This is a genomic window from Colwellia sp. SU-HH01172 (assembly GCF_057553355.1).
In genome coordinates this window covers 1-18,614 of the sequence record NZ_BAAJMB010000007.1, presented here as the reverse complement: position 1 = coordinate 18,614, position 18,614 = coordinate 1, and the positions used below count along the sequence as shown (strand labels likewise).

The 18,614-nt window shown below is 39.2% G+C and carries 14 protein-coding genes; 5 read left to right on the top strand and 9 right to left on the bottom strand.

Annotated features, from left to right (window positions below):
• Positions 1-11 precede the first annotated feature (11 nt).
• Positions 12-1,382: a metallophosphoesterase gene (locus AC27JP_RS16515; protein WP_487117031.1), complete on the top strand. Its 1,371-nt coding sequence runs from the start codon at positions 12-14 to the stop codon at positions 1,380-1,382.
• Between the two features lie 170 nt (positions 1,383-1,552).
• On the top strand, positions 1,553-2,107 hold the full coding sequence (locus AC27JP_RS16510) for a GNAT family N-acetyltransferase (protein ID WP_487117030.1): 555 nt from the start codon (positions 1,553-1,555) through the stop codon (positions 2,105-2,107).
• A 241-nt stretch (positions 2,108-2,348) separates the two neighbouring features.
• On the opposite strand, the gene AC27JP_RS16505 is transcribed toward AC27JP_RS16510, so the two are convergent.
• From AC27JP_RS16505 to fadB, 3 genes are all read right to left on the bottom strand, one after another.
• Positions 2,349-2,564 carry a tautomerase family protein gene (locus AC27JP_RS16505; protein WP_487117029.1) on the bottom strand — a complete coding sequence of 72 codons (216 nt, stop codon included), beginning with the start codon at positions 2,562-2,564 and terminating at the stop codon, positions 2,349-2,351.
• A gap of 182 nt (positions 2,565-2,746) precedes the next feature.
• Entirely contained in the window at positions 2,747-3,910 is a 1,164-nt protein-coding gene (fadA, locus tag AC27JP_RS16500; protein WP_487117028.1) for an acetyl-CoA C-acyltransferase FadA, read from the bottom strand.
• Positions 3,911-3,925: 15 nt separating this feature from the next.
• Positions 3,926-6,085 carry a fatty acid oxidation complex subunit alpha FadB gene (gene fadB, locus AC27JP_RS16495; protein ID WP_487117027.1) on the bottom strand — a complete coding sequence of 720 codons (2,160 nt, stop codon included), beginning with the start codon at positions 6,083-6,085 and terminating at the stop codon, positions 3,926-3,928.
• 336 nt (positions 6,086-6,421) lie between these two features.
• Between fadB and AC27JP_RS16490 the strand changes: the two genes are divergently transcribed.
• Positions 6,422-6,703 carry a hypothetical protein gene (locus tag AC27JP_RS16490; protein WP_487117026.1) on the top strand — a complete coding sequence of 94 codons (282 nt, stop codon included), beginning with the start codon at positions 6,422-6,424 and terminating at the stop codon, positions 6,701-6,703.
• A gap of 82 nt (positions 6,704-6,785) precedes the next feature.
• Here the strand turns inward: AC27JP_RS16490 and AC27JP_RS16485 are convergent, their stop codons facing one another.
• Positions 6,786-7,070 (bottom strand): MazG nucleotide pyrophosphohydrolase domain-containing protein, encoded by a 285-nt coding sequence (locus AC27JP_RS16485; protein ID WP_487117025.1) that lies wholly within the window; start codon positions 7,068-7,070, stop codon positions 6,786-6,788.
• Positions 7,071-7,225: 155 nt separating this feature from the next.
• Here AC27JP_RS16485 and AC27JP_RS16480 point away from each other — a divergent pair, with 155 nt between their 5' ends.
• A complete protein-coding gene (locus tag AC27JP_RS16480; protein ID WP_487117024.1) occupies positions 7,226-8,422 on the top strand; it encodes an MFS transporter in 1,197 nt (398 codons plus the stop codon).
• 56 nt (positions 8,423-8,478) lie between these two features.
• Here AC27JP_RS16480 and AC27JP_RS16475 read toward each other — a convergent pair whose 3' ends face one another.
• Entirely contained in the window at positions 8,479-10,704 is a 2,226-nt protein-coding gene (locus tag AC27JP_RS16475) for a two-component system response regulator (RefSeq protein WP_487117023.1), read from the bottom strand.
• A gap of 354 nt (positions 10,705-11,058) precedes the next feature.
• On the opposite strand from AC27JP_RS16475, the gene AC27JP_RS16470 reads away from it, so the two are divergent.
• Positions 11,059-11,970 (top strand): TIGR03899 family protein, encoded by a 912-nt coding sequence (locus AC27JP_RS16470; protein ID WP_487117022.1) that lies wholly within the window; start codon positions 11,059-11,061, stop codon positions 11,968-11,970.
• Between the two features lie 51 nt (positions 11,971-12,021).
• On the opposite strand, the gene AC27JP_RS16465 is transcribed toward AC27JP_RS16470, so the two are convergent.
• The 4 genes from AC27JP_RS16465 to AC27JP_RS16450 all read right to left on the bottom strand — a co-directional run bounded on the left by AC27JP_RS16465 (position 12,022) and on the right by AC27JP_RS16450 (position 18,028).
• Positions 12,022-12,783, bottom strand: a complete 762-nt coding sequence (locus AC27JP_RS16465; protein WP_487117021.1) for a phosphoadenylyl-sulfate reductase — start codon at positions 12,781-12,783, stop codon at positions 12,022-12,024.
• Positions 12,776-14,518 carry an assimilatory sulfite reductase (NADPH) hemoprotein subunit gene (cysI, locus tag AC27JP_RS16460; protein WP_487117020.1) on the bottom strand — a complete coding sequence of 581 codons (1,743 nt, stop codon included), beginning with the start codon at positions 14,516-14,518 and terminating at the stop codon, positions 12,776-12,778. The genes AC27JP_RS16465 and cysI overlap by 8 nt, the downstream gene beginning before the upstream one ends.
• A complete protein-coding gene (locus tag AC27JP_RS16455; protein ID WP_487117019.1) occupies positions 14,518-16,329 on the bottom strand; it encodes an assimilatory sulfite reductase (NADPH) flavoprotein subunit in 1,812 nt (603 codons plus the stop codon). The genes cysI and AC27JP_RS16455 overlap by 1 nt, the downstream gene beginning before the upstream one ends.
• 214 nt (positions 16,330-16,543) lie before the next feature.
• Positions 16,544-18,028, bottom strand: coding sequence for a serine hydrolase domain-containing protein (locus tag AC27JP_RS16450; RefSeq protein ID WP_487117018.1), 1,485 nt, complete (start codon positions 18,026-18,028; stop codon positions 16,544-16,546).
• Positions 18,029-18,614: the final 586 nt, after the last annotated feature.

The window sequence follows — 18,614 nt, the reverse complement described above, 5'->3', positions numbered from 1 at the left end:
AAAGTAACATTATGAAAAATACGGTTAACAGCGATATGAACGCAAAAAATAAACAAACCTTATTCAAAGCCACACTTGTATTGGGCAGCTTACTATTCATCTCAGCATGCCAATATAATGCGCAACCAAATGCAAAAGCAAATACGCAGGCAGATATTAAAAACACTCAAGAACTAAACAAAAATATCAGTTTCCTTGCTTTTGGTGATGGCGGTTACCATACCGATTACCCGAAAGCCAAACACATTAAAAATCCACGTAATCGCGAACAATTTATCGAAAAAGAAAAGCAAGATTGGCAAGAAGACTACCGCCCAATGTCTGAGTTTGACCATGCACCTATTTACATCTACCCCGGCACGAACATAGCAACCGAGCAAGGTGGAGCAGGTCCAGTAGGCCAAGCCATGGCAACACTTTGTCAGCAACGAGCTTGCGACTTTGCCATTCAGTTAGGTGATAACATTTATCCCGATGGCGCAGACGCTAATGACGGCAAAGACGATCAAAAGCGTATGAATGAGCTCATTCTACAACCGCTTTTACCTTTATTCGCCGAAGAGCCAGAGCTAGTCGTTTATTCCGCGCTAGGCAACCATGACTGGAAAACCTCTAGGAAAGGCGTGGCATTACAGCAAGAATGGATGTCAAAGCAGAAGAATTTTCATATGGATGCACAAGGCTACTATCGTTACACGCAAGGCACACCGGGAAATGAGATAGAATTTTTTGTGTTAGACACCAACATGCTGTTGTCAGGGCAAACATTTTACGAGGTGCCATTAAACCCAGATGGCAGCGAAGGTGACCTCAGTACCGCTCTGGCAAATGGTAGTGCAGAACTGGAAGAACATGATGCGCACGAAGGCCCAATAAACGGTGAAGATAAAAAGCAATTACAGTGGCTAAAAGAGAGTATGGAAAACTCAACAGCTAAGTGGAAAGTGGTTTATGGTCATCATATTTTATGGTCAATTGGCGGCACTAAATATAGTGAAGGCCATGTGCTTAGAAAACTGATAATGCCAACATTATGCCAATATGCTGATGCATATATCGCCGGTCATGAACACGACTTAGAGCTATTAACCGATGATTGCTCAGCTTACCCCGAAAGTAATAGCCGTGCACCATTACCATTAATTATTAGCGGGGCAGCCTCAAAAATGCGCGGTAAACACACGCCGTTTGCCGAGCAACAAGCGCTAAAATATCCGCAATATGATTTACTTTGGTCAAAAAGCTTTACTTGGGGTTTTGCTCATTTAACGATAGATAATAACACTGACAAACTTGCCGTAGATTACTTTACTACACCACGCGACAGCTCAGGAAAGCTAGTATCTGAAACAAGTTTTAGTTTTCCACATCGAAGTTATTAGCCCACATAAAAACACCTATTTCCGCCCTCCTGAAAGCCAAGAACAAATTTCGCTCTTGGCTTTTTTAGCTATTACAGCAAACTGTCAAAAATTTAATATTTCACTTCGTTGAATGAATTTAAAAATGATAGCATGATCAAAAACTTGAACTCTACTTACGGGCAATACTTATGGAAATTACAAATTCAGCACGCCTTAGCTACAAATTAATTGATGAAAGTGACAGCGAATTTCTTTTTCAGCTTGATCAAAACCCAGAAGTAATGCGCTATATCAATGGCGGCAACATGACAAGTCGTGAAGACATTAAGAACAAATTCATTCCTCGTCACAATGCCTATAAAAATATTGATAAAGGTTGGGGGCTTTGGAAAGTAACCATTAATGAAACTCAACAAGACATTGGCTGGATTTTAGTTCGGCCGATGGACTTTTTTTCCGATAACCCAATTTGGGATGATATTGAATTAGGTTGGCGCTTCTTACAGTCTACTTGGGGAAAAGGTTATGCCTCTGAAGCAGCAATACAAATTCACCAAGCACTTGCCCAATTACCAGAAAATAAATTCTTTAGTGCTGTTGCTATGCACGGCAATGATGGCTCAGTTGGCGTGATGAAAAAAATGGGTATGGAATATATTAAATCTTATATTCATTCAGACTCACAATTAGGCGATTTAGACGTGGTGCTGTATCGATTGGAAAATAACGAACAAAGTAACTAAGCAAGCGACTGCTCGCTTAGTTAACCTGAACTCGGGATAATGAGAATGAAAAATAAAGCTATTTCAAAATCTTATCAAAACTCAACCTACAGTAGTGGTATTTATGTCTAGTTCAAGGCGTTTAAGTGTGCCCAATAACGAGTTATTGGCAACTTAAACAACGTAGAAATAGCTTTTAATAGGGCTGTTGTAGCATTTTGCTTATCTCGAGCTCAGGTTAGTTATATTACCAGTTATGCTGTTAGCCGTTTCGCATGTCACGCACCATTGCAGCGGTAATCGGCGTTCCTGCTATGCCCCATTGCCCTTCTGGAACTTCTTCAATTTTTACCCAGGTGACTGGCCGCATACCTTCACCTTCAATGGCAACCATGGTATCGGTTAACTTAGCAATCATGGTTGCTTTTTCTTCTTCGTTAAAAACATTTTCAATAATATTTACTGTGATCAGTGGCATGTTATTTTCTCCATTATCTTGTTCGCCAATCTCACTTCGTATACACGATTACGCGCAGACAGAGGCATTAAGCATAGTACAAAGATAAGATAAAAAGCAGGTAATTTAGCCAACAGTCAGGCACAAAAAAGCCCAACGATGTTGGGCTTTTTGATATCTATTTAGGAAATGCTATTTCGCGTTTAAACACGCTCAAATACTGTTGCAATACCCTGACCTAAACCGATACACATAGTGGCTAAACCTATGTTAGCGTCTTGCGCTTCCATTAAGTTAATTAAGGTGCCAGAAATACGGCTACCTGAACAACCTAGTGGGTGACCTAGTGCAATAGCGCCACCATTAAGGTTGATCATGTCATCCATTTTGTCTTCTAAACCTAATGAACGCACACACGATAATGCTTGTGCTGCAAATGCTTCGTTAAACTCAGCCAATTCAATATCTTCTAACGTTAAGCCAGCACGTTTTAATGCTTTCTTAGTAGCAGGAACTGGACCAAAGCCCATGGTTGATGGATCGCAACCAGCAACACCCATACCGCGAATTTTAACGCGTGGTGTTAAGCCCATTTCTTTGGCTTTGTCAGCCGACATGACTAACATTGCAGAAGCGCCGTCAGAAAGTGCTGAAGAAGTACCAGCAGTTACCGTACCGTTTACAGGGTCAAACACTGGGCGTAAACCCGATAAGCTTTCAACGGTAGTTTCTGGACGAATGACTTCATCATGTTCAATAAGCGTTAACGCACCCATGGCATCATGACCTAATGTTGGCACAATTTCATTTGCCCAACGGCCTTCAAGCATAGCTTTATGTGCTAATTGGTGAGAACGAGCGCCAAAGGCGTCTTGCTCTGCACGAGTAACACCGTGTTGCATGCCTAATAATTCAGCCGTTAAGCCCATGTTGCCAGCGGCACGAGAAATATGTTTGCTTAGTGCTGGGTCAAAATCAACATCGTACATCATAGGTACATGACCCATATGTTCAACACCACCAACCATAAACACATCGCCTTGGCCGGCCATGATATTGGTTGTAGCGTCATGTAGTGCTTGCATTGAAGAACCACATAAACGGTTAACCGTAACAGCACCGGTAGACTTTGGAATATCAGTCAACAATTGCGCATTACGAGCAATATTGAAACCTTGCTCTTTAGTTTGCTTAACATTACCCCAAATAATATCTTCAATTAATGCTGGGTCTAAATTCGGGTTTCTAACTAGCAATTGTTGCATTAAATGTGCTGATAACGTTTCAGCACGAACATTACGAAAAACACCGGCTTTTGAGCGCCCCATTGGAGTACGGATGCAATCGACAATAACGACTTCTTTCATGATTTTCTCCTACGCCTAAGCTGTTTTAACGTCAGTTGTAAAATAAGATTTGCCAGATTTCGCCATTTCGCGAAGTCCGTCAGTCACTTGATAAATTTCGCCTAGGTGAGCGTATTTATCCGCCATAGCAATAAAGTTATCTAAACCTAAGGTTTCTAAATAACGAATTGGGCCACCTCTAAATGGCGGGAAGCCTAAGCCGTAAATTAAGCCCATATCGGCTTCAGCTGCAGTATCAACCACACCTTCTTCTAAACAACGAATAACTTCATTGACCATAGGGATCATCAAACGAGCAATGATTTCGTCTTGGCTGAACTCTTTGCTTTCAACTGAAAATAAGTCATAAGCTGCTTGAGCTGCCACTTTCGTTGGACGACCACGCTTATCTTTACCATAGTCGTAGAAGCCTTTGCCATTTTTCTGACCAAAACGCTCATTAGCGTATAACGCACTTACCGGATCGTTATCAATTTTTGCCATGCGAGTTGGGAAACCTGATGACATCACGCCTGTACAATGGTCAGCAGTATCAATACCGACAACGTCAAGTAAATATGCTGGACCCATTGGCCAACCAAATTGTTTTTCCATGACTTTATCTACGGCCGTAAAGTCAGCACCTTCAAGCACTAATTGACTAAAACCGGCAAAGTAAGGGAATAGAACACGGTTAATATAGAAACCTGGACAATCGTTAACTACGATAGGTGATTTACCCATTTTCGCAGCATATGCAACAACGGCAGCAACGGTTTCATCAGAGGTTTCTTTACCACGAATAACTTCTACTAATGGCATTTTGTTTACTGGGTTGAAGAAATGCATACCACAGAATTTGTCTTTGCGTTTTACGCTTTCTGCCAGTAAATCAATTGAAATGGTTGAAGTATTTGACGTAACAATCGCATCGTCAGCTATATGGCTTTCAACTTCAGCTAATACCATAGCTTTAACTTTCGGGTTTTCAACTACCGCTTCAACAACAATATCAACACCTTTCACACTGTCGTAGCTTAAAGATGGTGTGATGTTGTTTAATACGCCCGCCATTTTCTTAGCGTTCATGCGACCACGTTCAACTTGCTTGCTCAAAATGCCTGCAGCCGTTGTTAAACCTAAATCTAAAGCTTGGTCGTTAATATCCTTCATGATGATTGGCGTACCTTTATAAGCAGACTGGTATGCAATACCACCGCCCATAATACCTGCACCCAACACTGCGGCTTTGTTAACCGCTTTAGTCGCTTGTTTACCGGCTTTTTTCGCTTTGCCTTTAACAACTTGGTCAGCCATAAATAGGCCAATTTGTGCGGTTGCTGCATCAGTTTTGGCAAGCTTTGCAAAACCAGCGTTTTCAAGTGCCATTGCGCCAGCACGGTCTAAACCAGCAGCAGCTTCAATGGTTTTTACAGTTGCCATTGGTGCTGGGTAATGTTTACCCGCTTTTGCCGCGATCATGCCTTTACATGTATTGAAGGTCATGATAGTTTCAGTTGGCGATAACTTTAATGCTTCCAATTTAGGTTGACGTTTTGCACGCCAATCAAGCTTGCCAGCAATGGCTTGTTTAAGCATGTTCATTGCCGCTTCACGTAAATGTTCAGGTGCAACAACCGCATCAAGTAAACCAACAGCCATGGCTTGTTCTGCTTTGTGTGCTTTACCTGTCGACATCCACTCAATAGCATTATCAGCACCAATGACACGAGGTAATCGTACTGTGCCACCAAAGCCGGGCATTAAGCCTAATTTCACTTCTGGAAGGCCAATTGAACACGTAGTGTCAGCGATACGATAATCACAAGCTAAGGTCATTTCACAACCGCCACCTAATGCGAAACCATTAATGGCAACAACCGTTGGCAAGTTAATATCTTCAAATGAGTCAAATACGTCAGAGCCTTCTTTGATCCATGGGATCAAAACTTCTTCAGGTTTTTTAAAGGTTTCTAAAAATTCGGTGATATCAGCACCAACGATGAACGAAGACTTACCAGAAGTAACTAATACCCCTTTTGCTTCACTACAGTTATTGATGGCATCAACAACTGCGATATATTCTTTAAACGTTGCCTGATCAAATTTGTTAACTGAGCCTTGCGCATCGAATTTAAATTCAACAATGCCGTCATCTAACAACTGGGCAGAAAGGCTTTTGCCTTGAAATAACATGCCTACTCTCCTGACTTTTATGGGTCGATTGACTGGTAATACGTAATCATAGACTACTACCAAGCGTGTGAATATTTAGCTTACTCATTATTTATAATAAACGAGTAAAAGAAATAAAGTGCCAATGAGTTTGCCTTGAAAGAGTTGGGAAAGCAAATTTTTTTAAACAAGCGTTTTAATTAGGTGTATTAATACTTTATATACAATAGAATAAATTGCAAAATGCAAGCTATAGCGATATGTTATCGCGTTGAAACTACATAGGAAGTAGAAATTATCAAACCATTTAAATCTATTTTTATCATCATGATATTAGCTTTATCGGCGTGCACCTCAGTGCGTACAATTGAACCTCAAATAACGCTAATATCACTAAAGGAAAGCATCAAAAAAGACGATAGTATATTAATCAAAACCTTTAATAACACTCGCTTTGAAATGATTGTAGTGAAAGTTACAAAAAGTCATATAATTGGCAAACTACATCAAGTAAAAATTAGTGATATTAAGCAAGTACAAATTAGAGAAATATCTGCTGCTAAAACGACAGGTGCCATTGTGGGTGGATATTTAGCAACAATTGCGACTGTTTTGTTGTTTGTCTTATTAATTTATTAAAATATGTCCAGTACTTATTATTAAATGTGAAATAACAATTCATAGTCAGTACTGGTCTGATTCATGTGCAGTTGAGCAATTATCATTTTACCCTACCTCGAGTTCCCCGTTGTTCATTCTTGAGCATTTTCGCTTGTAGCTCTTTTTCCATATCAATGTTGTGCCAATGAGCAATATCTAAAACTCTAAGCACTATATCCGCCAGCTCTTCAGCAAACTCCGCCGTTGGCTGCTCACCTCGACATTCATTAATGGCTTCACCCACTTCTGAGGCCACTAAGGCTAATGCTTCTAAGGTTGATTTATTGTGCCAACCCATGCGCTCAACCCAGTCATAATTTTGCTCAGCAAGTTTATTTATATTCATTTACTTTTTTCAGGTTAATTATTTCATGTTATTTACACTAACGCCTATCAACACGAAAGCATAGTTAAAGATTTCGCGTGCCGAGTTCATCGTGTAATTGACAAGTATTTAACATACAATAAGCAGCTCACCATTCAATTAAACGAAGATGAAAAATGTCACTCAACACGAAATTACGAACACCAGAGAATTTGCTGCTCGCCATGGCATTTATTATGCCGCTGGTATTCTCTGTTTGGATGGCATTACTGAATAATTTTGTTGTTGAGAAAGCCAACTTTACCGGCGTCGAAATTGGTATGTTACAAAGTTTACGAGAAGTGCCAGGATTTCTCGCCTTTACCGTTATTTATGTTTTATTTTTTATTAAAGAACAAAAGCTTGCCTTAATCTCATTAGGCCTAACCAGTTTAGGTGTCGCGGCAACAGGCTTTTTCCCTTCAGTTATCGGTTTATATTTGACTACAGTTATTATGTCGGTCGGTTTTCATTACTTCGAAACAGTCAATCAATCGCTCACCTTACAATGGATTAATAAAGATAAAACCGCACACTTTTTGGGTCGAGCCTTGTCAATAAAGTCTATCGCCTCTTTGCTTGCGTTTAGCAGCATCTGGCTATTGATGGAATACTTTACTTGGAGTTATCAAGCGACCTACCTATTATTTGGTGGTATAGCGCTAATTTTTACCTTATTCTTGGTTATCTCTTTCCCGCACTTTCCGCCGCCTGCAGAACAATCAAGAAAACTAATTTTACGTAAACGCTATTGGCTTTTTTACGCACTAACTTTTTTCAGTGGTGCTCGTCGACAAATATTTGTCGTCTTCGCGGGCTTTCTAATGGTAGAAAAATTCCACTATAGTGTTGCTGATGTTAGTGCTTTGTTTTTGATTAACTATGTTTTCAACTGGTTATTTGCCGCTAAAATAGGAAATTTTATTGGCAAGGTCAGTGAACGCAGTGTTTTACGATTTGAATATATCGGCCTAGCTATTATCTTTGTGTTATATGGAGTAGTAGAAAATGCCAATATTGCCGCAGCACTCTATGTTATTGATCATTTATTTTTTGCCTTGGCCATCGCAATTAAAACCTATTTTCAAAAAATTGCCTTACCTGAAGATATCGCTGCCAGTGCGGGAGTGAGCTTTTCAATTAACCATATAGCCGCGGTAGTAATACCGGCATTGTTGGGTATGGTATGGATAATTAATTCGTCATGGGTGTTTTACGTTGGTGCTGGTTTCGCTTGCTGTTCATTATTGTTAACCTTCTTAATGCCATACGCACCGGCAATTAATAATGAATTTAGTTTTAAAGAAAAGGTCGTGCCTGAACAAGCACTTTAATAGCAAATAAACCGATAATGATAAAATTATCGGTTTATTTCTCAGCTATGAGTTTACTAGCGATTGGTTTTTTCTAAATGTTTGAAGAATTCATCAACAGGCATAGGCTTAGCATAGTAAAAACCTTGCACTTCATCACAACCTAAGGCTTTCAGTTGCACTTCTTGCTCAACACTTTCAATACCTTCAGCAATCACCTTAAGATTCATTTGTTTACCTAAATTGATGATAGTATCAGCAATGACAGAGCCACCAGGTTCCGCTATATCATTAACGAAAGAGCGATCAACTTTCAAGCGGTCTAAAGGTAGTTTTTGTAAATAACTTAATGATGAAAAGCCGGTGCCAAAATCATCAAGTGCAATACTGATACCTTGCGCTTTCAATTGTACTAAGGCATCAATGATAACTTGTGGTTCATCCATTAATACATTTTCAGTTATTTCTAATTCTAACTTACTTGGATCAACTTTATTTAATTGCGTGGTTTTAATGATAGTGTCGACAAAATTGTCACGCTTAAATTGTGGAATTGAAACGTTAACCGAAATACTAACATCTTCAAATTGGCTAGATGCAAGCTTATTTAATAGCAAACAAGCTTGATCAACAACCCAGTTACCAATATCAATAATTAAGCCCGAGTATTCGGCTAGCGGAATAAATACGGCCGGAGAAATAAACTTTCCTTCCGCAGTTTTCCAGCGTAGTAATGCTTCAGCGCCAATTATTTTCCCAGTAGATAAACTCAATTGAGGTTGATACCAAAGCTCAAGGCGATTATCAGAAAAATCAGTTCTTAATTGTCGGATCATCCCTAAACGCCAAAGTGTTTTATCTTCCATTTCTTGTTGATAATAAACAAAGGGTTCTTGTTGTGATTTTTTCGCTAAATTCAGCGCTATGTTAATTTGGTTTAATACTTTAACCCCTCTCGAACCCGCTGATTTTTTAGCACAAAAGCCAAAACAAGCGCTGATGGGAAGGTTTTGTTCACCGGCAGCAAACGGTCGACTAAACAATGCTGTTAATGTTTCAGGATTGACAATATTTTTGGGGCCTATAATACCGAAAACATCAGCACCAATGCGAGCAAGCTGGCTTTTCTCACTAACACCACGAATGCGTGCAGAAACCGCCATCAATAGCTGATTGCCAATGTCTTGGCCAAGGCCGTCATTAATATCACTAAAATGATTAATATCAATTAGGGCGGCAACAAGTTCTTCATTGTCACTTTGGCAAAATTCATCTAACAAATTAACAAAATCTAAACGATTAGGTAATTCCGTTAACCAATCTTTATAAGCTGCATTACGAAGTTTTTGAAATAGGTGAACATTTTCATAGCCGGTGGCAATATTAGTTAAAAACACCTCGATTAACTGCTTTTCAATGTCCGTTAATGCCTGGCTAAGCTCTAAATGCACGACCGCTCTAAAACCACCACTACCAAAATATAGTGAAGTAGAATTCGCAGTAAAAAAATGTTGTTTTTGCTGAAAACAACTGGTGATTTGTCTTACCGCATCTGGGTTATCTAACGCCGCTAGTTTTTGATTAATTTTTGCATCAGATAATCCTTCTTGGCCTAAAAGGTACAAACTTAAATCATCAGCGCCTTCAACTATGCCCTGTCCTCGCGCACAAAAAACACTTGAATCTGAATCAGCAAGCGTTTTGAATTCGGCTAAAACACCACGAGCATAATCATGGACATTGTGGAGCTCAAGCAAATTGGCAGCCGCACCGATAATTCTTTCCAGCCCTTGTCTGTTTTTTGTAACTGAGTCAATCTGTTGATATGAACGAATGGCGGCATAAACTGTCGTCACTAATTTACGACGAGTCAGCTCTGTTTTGGTTTTGTAATCATTAATATCGTAATCTTTGATCACGCTTTCTTCTGGCGCGTAACCTGGCTGACCGGTACGCAAGACAATACGAATATCATCACGCTTTAATTGTTCACGTATATGTTTTACTACGGCAAGACCTGCATCGTCACTTTCCATAACAACATCAAGTAGCACGAGAACAATATCTTCATGTTCTTCAATAAGTTTGCAGGCATCTTGGCCAGAATAAGCATGCAGGTATTCCAAATGTCGACCAAGGACAACTAAATCAGATAAGGCGAGCTGAGTAACGGAATGAATTTCCGGATCATCATCAACAATAAGCACTTTCCATGTCTCACCAATAGCAGAATCTAGTATTTCATCTTCATCACTATCATCGATAAACAAAAAATCATCATTTGTGTTTTCGGAAACTTGCATATCATCCTCAATGCGCTAGTAAACGACAACTAGCGGTATTTTTGATCATCAATTTGTAAAAAATTGTCATCATATATAGGTACATAATAAAAGTCGGATTGGGATTATTCAACATTTCGTTGTAATAATATTTGCGACTTCAACTACATGACAATTAATTTTATCTATATGTACAATAAAAGATATAGAACTTGAGCTTTAAGCATTTATAAATTAAAGGTAAAAAATGATACTTTGTAAAGCGACTATCAAAATATAACACAATAGGCGAAAACATTATTTACGCTATAATTATGTCTCAAGCAATGTTAAGTTTACTATTTAGACAAATATTATCGCTTTAAGGGAAAGAATGTGACTTCTCCACATGCCGAAACTGGAAAAATAGTGGCTACTACCGTAGAAAAAAGTTCCCCTATTGTTATTGACAATGAGCAAACAGGCACCTCAGAAAAACAACCTTCAAAGGGCTTGCCTAAAGCCTCGTCTCAAAAACAACTACTTGCTTTAGCAAGAAAATTTTCTCTAGATGGAGCATTTTTACCGGAAGAGAAGCAAGCACCTATCGAAGATAGATCGTTTCGCCGCATCAAGCTAAGTGAATTACGTCAACAACAAAATATCGAAGCGATTGTATTACGGGCGATACAGTATTGTTCCGATAGTGCAATAGCAGAGCGAGCCGACCAAGACTGGTTTAGTAGCTTTGTCTCTCTAGCCGAAGGGATAGGCAATAAAACCATGCAAGAGTTATGGGGAAAAATACTGGCGGGTGAAGTATCACAACCCGGCTCTTTTTCATTGAAAACCCTAAAAGCATTTAGAACTATGAGCATTACGGAAGCAAAACTTTTTGCAAAAGCTTGTAGTATTTCAATGAGTGATGCTCGTAAGAAAAACATTCGAATTATTAGTGGTGCATACCAAGTACCTAAGTTATTTAATTTTTTTAATAAAAATCGCCAACAAAGGCTAGATTTAAATCAATTCGGCTTAAGTTATGCAGATATATTAACTTTGGCTGATAATCATCTAGTTTTTGAGCAAGAAACGGAAAGCCACCCACTTGGCAAGCATGAACAAATCCAGTTCAGTTATCACGGTAAGCAGATCAGTTTTAATGCTAAAAAAGCGGACTGTATTCTGACCTTCTACAAATTCACCCCGATAGGTACAGAGCTTGCGCACCTCATTAGTGAAAATTTTGACGAAACATTCTTAAATTCAGCTAAAGCGCAATTGGCTGAAAATTTCACCATTGAATAATAGGCTCTTGAAATATGAAGAGCGTAACAAATCGCTCTTCATATTCAGTCTTTAAATTCCATCGCCATCGGTATGTAAACCACACTCTCTTTGCATGCCAGAAAAACGTGTATCACTTTCATCCATGCCAGCCGTTAATGGCCGTGTGCTATGAACATCACCGACCGAGACATAACCTTCTTCCCATAATGGATGATATGGCAAGTTATTCGCGGTTAAATACTGATGAACATCTTTGTTTGACCAATCAATAATCGGATGTACTTTAAAACGGCCACGTAAAATACTGACTACAGGCAAGCCTTCACGATGACTAGATTGCTGACGTCTAACACCTGAAAACCAGGTTCCTGCTTGTAATTCGCTTAATCCACGTTCAAGCGGCTCTACCTTATTTCGTCGATTATACGCTTTTAATGATGCTTCATCCGTCGCCCACTCATCACCATACTTAGCTTGCTGCCATGCGGCACTTTCTTTCGCGCTAAATACCTGTAAGTTTAAATTCAAACGCTGAGTCAATTGCTCAATAAACTGATAAGTTTCTGGAAACAAATGACCAGTATCGGTAATGAGTACCGGTATATTGGGATCAATCTGCGTCAACATATGCAACATAACCGCAGATTGAATACCAAAGCTAGAAGATAAAACAAACTGTGACGGTAGGTTTTCCATTGCCCACTCAACACGCTGTGTCGCTGACTGTTTTTCAAGTAACTCATTCCACTGCTTTAACCAGGGCTCTGGTAGCGAAGCAGGAAATTTATTGTTGATCACAGGTGTTGCGCTCGCTTTAATAATATTAGTCATGAAAGTCTCGCTTACTTACTTTAACTTCACTAATAATGCCGGCACGAATCACAAAATCGCCAAACGCTTCGGTTTCATTACGCTCACTTACCCATCGAGCGACCAAACTATCTATTTCTTGCAAAATGTCAGTTTCATTTAGGTTTTCTTTGTACATTTTCGGCACTCTTGTACCAGCAAGATTGCCACCTAAATGCATATTATACTTACTAGGGCCTTTGCCCACTAAACCAATTTCCGCCAACATCGCGCGACCACAACCATTTGGACAACCGGTAACGCGTAAAATAATACTTTCATCAGCAATACCATGTTTAGCCAAAATAGTTTCAACATCAGTCACTAAACCTGGTAAATATCTCTCAGCTTCAGCCATGGCTAATGGACAAGTAGGAAATGCCACACAGGCCATAGAGTTTTTACGTTGCGTTGAAGCAGTGTCAGATATTAAGCCATGCGCACGGGCAATTTTTTCAATTGCCGCTTTATCGTCACTGGCAATACCGGCAACAATTAAGTTTTGGTTTGCGGTCATGCGAAAATCACCTTTATGAATTTTGGCAATTTCAGCAACACCGGTTTTCAACGGTGAATTTGGCTTATCAAGTAATCGCCCATTTTCAATAAATAGCGCTAAGTGGTGCTTACCGTCAAAACCTTCAGTCCAGCCAATACGATCACCACGACCGGTAAACTCATACGGACGGCTGTTAGAAAAAGCAATGCCTGCACGTTTTTCAACTTCCGCTTTAAAAGTATCGACACCAACACGATCTAATGTGTACTTTGTTTTGGCATTTTTCCGGTTAACACGATTGCCCCAGTCACGCTGGGTAGTCACTACCGCAGCAGCGACATCTAAAGTTTTTTCTAGTGCAACAAAACCAAAATCGTCAGCTTTGCGTGGGTAGGTCGACTTATCGCCGTGAGTCATGGCTAAACCACCACCGACAAGTACATTAAAGCCAACAAGCTTGCCATCTTCTGCAATAGCGACAAAGTTCAAATCATTAGCATGAACATCGACATCGTTTTGTGGTGGAATCACTACGGTAGTTTTAAACTTTCGTGGTAAATAAGTACTACCTAAGATAGGCTCAACCTCTCCTACTTCGGTACCGCCTTCAATTTTTTCACCATCTAACCAAATTTCTGCATAAGCACGAGTTTTAGGTAGTAAGTGTTCACTTATTTTCTTAGCCCATTCATAGGCTTCTTGGTGCAATTCAGACTCAACCGGATTAGTTGTACAAAGTACATTACGGTTAACATCACCAGCTGTCGCGATAGAATCAATACCGTACTCATTTAACGTTTGATGCATTAACTTAATATTAGGCTTTAATACACCATGAAATTGAAACGTTTGACGCGTGGTGATACGGATACTGCCATAACTGGTTTTTTCACGTGAAAACTTATCAATAGCTAACCATTGTGTAGGTGTGATGATACCACCCGGCATACGTGCACGTAACATAACATTATGTAATGGTTCTAACTTTTGTTTAGCACGTTCATTACGAATATCACGGTCATCTTGTTGATACATACCGTGAGTTCTGATCAATTGAAAATTATCAGCGGTAAAGCCACCGGTTACATGGTCATTTAAATCTTCTGCTATAGTGCCGCGTAAGTAATTACTCTCTGCTTTTAACCTTTCGTTATCAGCATGCTTACCTTCAACTATTAACGGGCCATTTGCTTGATTTTGTTGAGTCAAATCAGTCATTAGTATACATCCTTCTGATAACGCTTAGCGTTACGTAATTCTTTTAAGTACTCTTGCGCTTGCTCAGTGCTCTTGCCACCTTGCTCACTAATAATGTCAACTAATGCCACTTCAACATCTTTTGCCATTCTGCTCATATCACCACAAATATATAAATGGGCACCACGTTCTAACCAGGCATACACTTCTTGTGCATTTTCGCGCAAGCGATCTTGAACATAAATTTTTTCGGCTTGGTCTCTAGAAAATGCCAAATCGATTCGCGTTAACAAACCTGACTTCAGATAACTTTGCCATTCAACTTGATAAAGAAAGTCTTGAGTGAAGGTTTGATCGCCAAAAAACAACCAATTATCCCCGCTATCCCTCGTAGCTTCACGTTCTTGCATAAAAGCCCTAAACGGAGCTACACCAGTACCTGGTCCAATCATAATCACTGGCGTTTCGCTATTGGCAGGCAAACGGAAGTTATCATTGTGCTCAATGAAAACCTTAACTTCAGCGCCTTCTTCAAGACCATGAGCTAAAAAGCCAGACGCTCCACCTTGACGAGTTATTTCGCCCTCTTGGTATTCAACAAGCCCAACCGTTAAGTGTACTTCTTCTTCAACTTCGCTTTGTGAAGATGCGATAGAATAAAGTCTAGGGGTGATTTTACGTAACGCGTCAATAAACTCTTGCGCTGTTATTGTCGCTTCTGAGCCTAATGGTGCTGATTTAACCACATCAACAACTTGATGCTTAGCGGCATATTCTCTTAATACGGCTTTATCATCGAGTAATGCCAATAAAGCTTGGTTTTGACTTTTCTGTGCCCAAAATTCAATAAAATTAATTGAGGTTTGGGTGATTTCAAATTTAGCTTGCAAAGCATCAACAAGGCTAAAGGTTTCTTCCACAACCATAACAGTATCTTGATTCTGTAAACCAAGTTCTGCAATAAGCTCTTCAACAAGTGCTAAAGCGTTTTCAAACCAAACACCTAAGGCATCACCTGCTTGATAAGTAATACCTGACTCTCCCAGATCAATTTCGATATGGCGAACGTCTTTAGCTGAATCCCTACCAGTAATTTTTTGGCTAAGCAGAAGTTCAGCAGCATATGGAGCTTGCTTAGTGTATTGCTCTTCGTCATTGCTAACCCCAGCCAACGAAACAACATTACTAACCGGCTTATCAGCATCAAGCAGCTTTTTCGCTTCACCGATCACATTCGTTGACCATGTATTTGCATCGGCATCATAGTCAACATCACAATCAACACGCTCAGTAATTCTTTTTGCGCCTAGATTTTCTAAATACTGATCAAAGTCTTTACCTGTTTGACAGAAAAACTCATAGCTAGTGTCACCCAGTGCTAAAACACTGTAATGTAAATGCTCAAGTTTAGGGGCTTTCTTAGATGCTAAGAACTCGTGCAAGGCAATTGCATCATCAGGCGCTTCACCTTCACCATTAGTGCTAGCAACAATCAACAAATGACTAATATTCTTTATGGCTTTAGGCTTAATCTCACTCATGCTTTTAAGCTCGACATTTAAACCTTCAGCTTTGGCTTGTGCAGCTAAATTCTTTGCAACACCTTTTGCATTACCCGTTTGTGAACCGTATAAAATGGTCAACGTTGCTGCAGCGACACTATAAGTAGCGCTAGGAAGCTCTACAGTACTAACACTTTCGGCCTTCGCAGCTAAATAACCACTAGCCCACGCTAACTGAAGCGGGGAAAGATCATTAATACTTTGCTTAAAAGATGCCAGTTGATTAGTATCTAGCATTGTTTGGTTTAAATTTTTCTGTTCCGGCAACATCTCGACTATACGCCCATATCTAAATAATGAAGCAAGAATAGACGGAATAGCGTCGAATGAAAAAGAATAGAAACGGCTTTTTTATTCAAAAAAGGAATATAGAGAACACAGGATAATAAAAGATCAGCTAAGTGGTTAATCTCGTCGGGAATGAGAATATTCTCGATATTCTCATTTAGGGCACATTCACATTCATTGCATTTGTATAATGGTCTTAACCTTCCTTTTTTAAAAACTTCATTTTTTTCATATCATTGGTAGAAATTATGATCTCTTGAGGGGTTTTGATATTCACAACTACATAGCCTTCTTCAGACCAACAGAATTTTTCATTGCTACACTTTAATGGGATTGCGCCAACACTACCGACAAAGTTTAACTCACCAGTTTGTGCAAAACTAAACTCTACGTTACCTATCGTTGGATTGGTGTAAGTTTGCTTAGTCACCGTTTTAAAAGGTGAGTTTGAGTCAATATTTATACGATGGTAGTTGTAGGTATTTTGCCTATTTGATACTTGGATCTTTTTATCGTCTATCGGTTTAATAATGATTTTACTGGTCGATAATTTTGCGTTCCAACTATTATTTTTAGCTGGCTTTAGGCGTTTAGGTGAGCTGACTAACTGACCATAGTAATATAGGTTTTGACCTTCTGAAATTATCATAGCAACGTCAGTTTTGTCGGCGTTTATGTATAAGCTTGGTGTAAGCGTTTGTTGCGGTGTAACAGATTCAGATGGCAGAGTATCTTTAAAGCTTAATGCGCCTATATCTGATAAAAAACTATACAGTATTTTACTTGGTCTAAAGTCTGCTCTATTGCATAAAGAAAGAGCATATTCCTGTGACTCTGGTATTAATACAATGCTTTGGGTGTAATTTTCATAATAGCCACCATGTTGCAGAAATTGTTTACCGGCATCATCACTTTCTAAATACAACCCTGCAAAATAGTGATTATTTTTAGCACCAGTAGAGAGAGCTTTCGAATATTCAGGCATTGATACTAATTGCTGGTTCAAATATTTAGCCCATTTACTAAAATCGAGAGCATTTATCATTAAGTTTGAATCACCATAAATATAAGACTCCCCAGCATAGGTTATAAAGCCAGACTTTGTTTGAATATGGCCTTTAGCTCGATGTATTGGTAGCCGCTTAGGCTCATCAATGTATTGGGCATCTATATCAAGAGGACTATTAATCTGTTGGTTTAATAATTCATTGAGTTTTTTCTTTGAAACATTTTCAATCACCTGAGTTAAAGCGACATAGCCACCATTAGAGTATTTATATTCTGCTCCTGGAGTGAACTGTAGATTCAGATTGTGCTTAAGCAATGCTAAAGCTTCGTGTTGGGTATATTTTTCTGTTAAAGCTCTGCCTTGTAATTCGAATATACTCCAATGATCAGGAATACCACTTGTGTTGTTCATTAAGTCGTTAACGGTGATGTTTTCATTAGTATCAATTTCTGGAAAATAACGCTGTACTGCGCCATCAAGTGAGAGTTGGTTATTTTTAGCTAGAAGTATCGCTAGATGTGCAGTGAACTGCTTCGAAATAGAAGCAGTTACAAACGGTGTATCCGAGGTAATTGGATGATTTTTTCCTACTTCAATAATGCCCTTTGAATGGAAAATGTCTTTAGATGCATTGCCATATGCTAATGCGCAGCCAGGTTCGTTCTCTCCCACATACTGCTTAAGCGAGTCAGCTAACGTTTGAACGGCTGAAAAAGAAGCTGAAAAGCTATTAAAAGATAATAGTAAAAAGGCAAAACTTGTAAGAATCTTTCGGTTTATCATTCTGGGCGTACTTATTAGTTTTCATAGAGCTGCATTATTGATGAAAGCGAGAAAAATTGCTTTAAGTTAGTTACGTCATTCTTACGACAATTATGTGACATCCCTTTAATAGTAGTACTTTCAACTAGCCTGTTTTAAATAGTAAGTTCTTATTTAGACCGAGAATCGACGATAATAATATTTCTCATATGCCCCGCTAAGTGTTTGATTTCACATAACAGCAATTCTCATTCCCGATCAGATTAACCATAAGTAGCGATACAAGCAACGATATTTATCAGAAATAATCGGTTATTAGGAGAGTTTTTTAAACTCCAAACAGCAGAAAGCTCGTCACGTTAGTAACGGGATTCTTTAATAGGCGCCTAGCAATGTCCAGCTACGCATCACATGGGCTTTTCGTAACATAAGTCACACGACCATCAGCGCTTTTGTGTTTCAAAAAGAATAACTTGACCGATAAATGAATCAAACG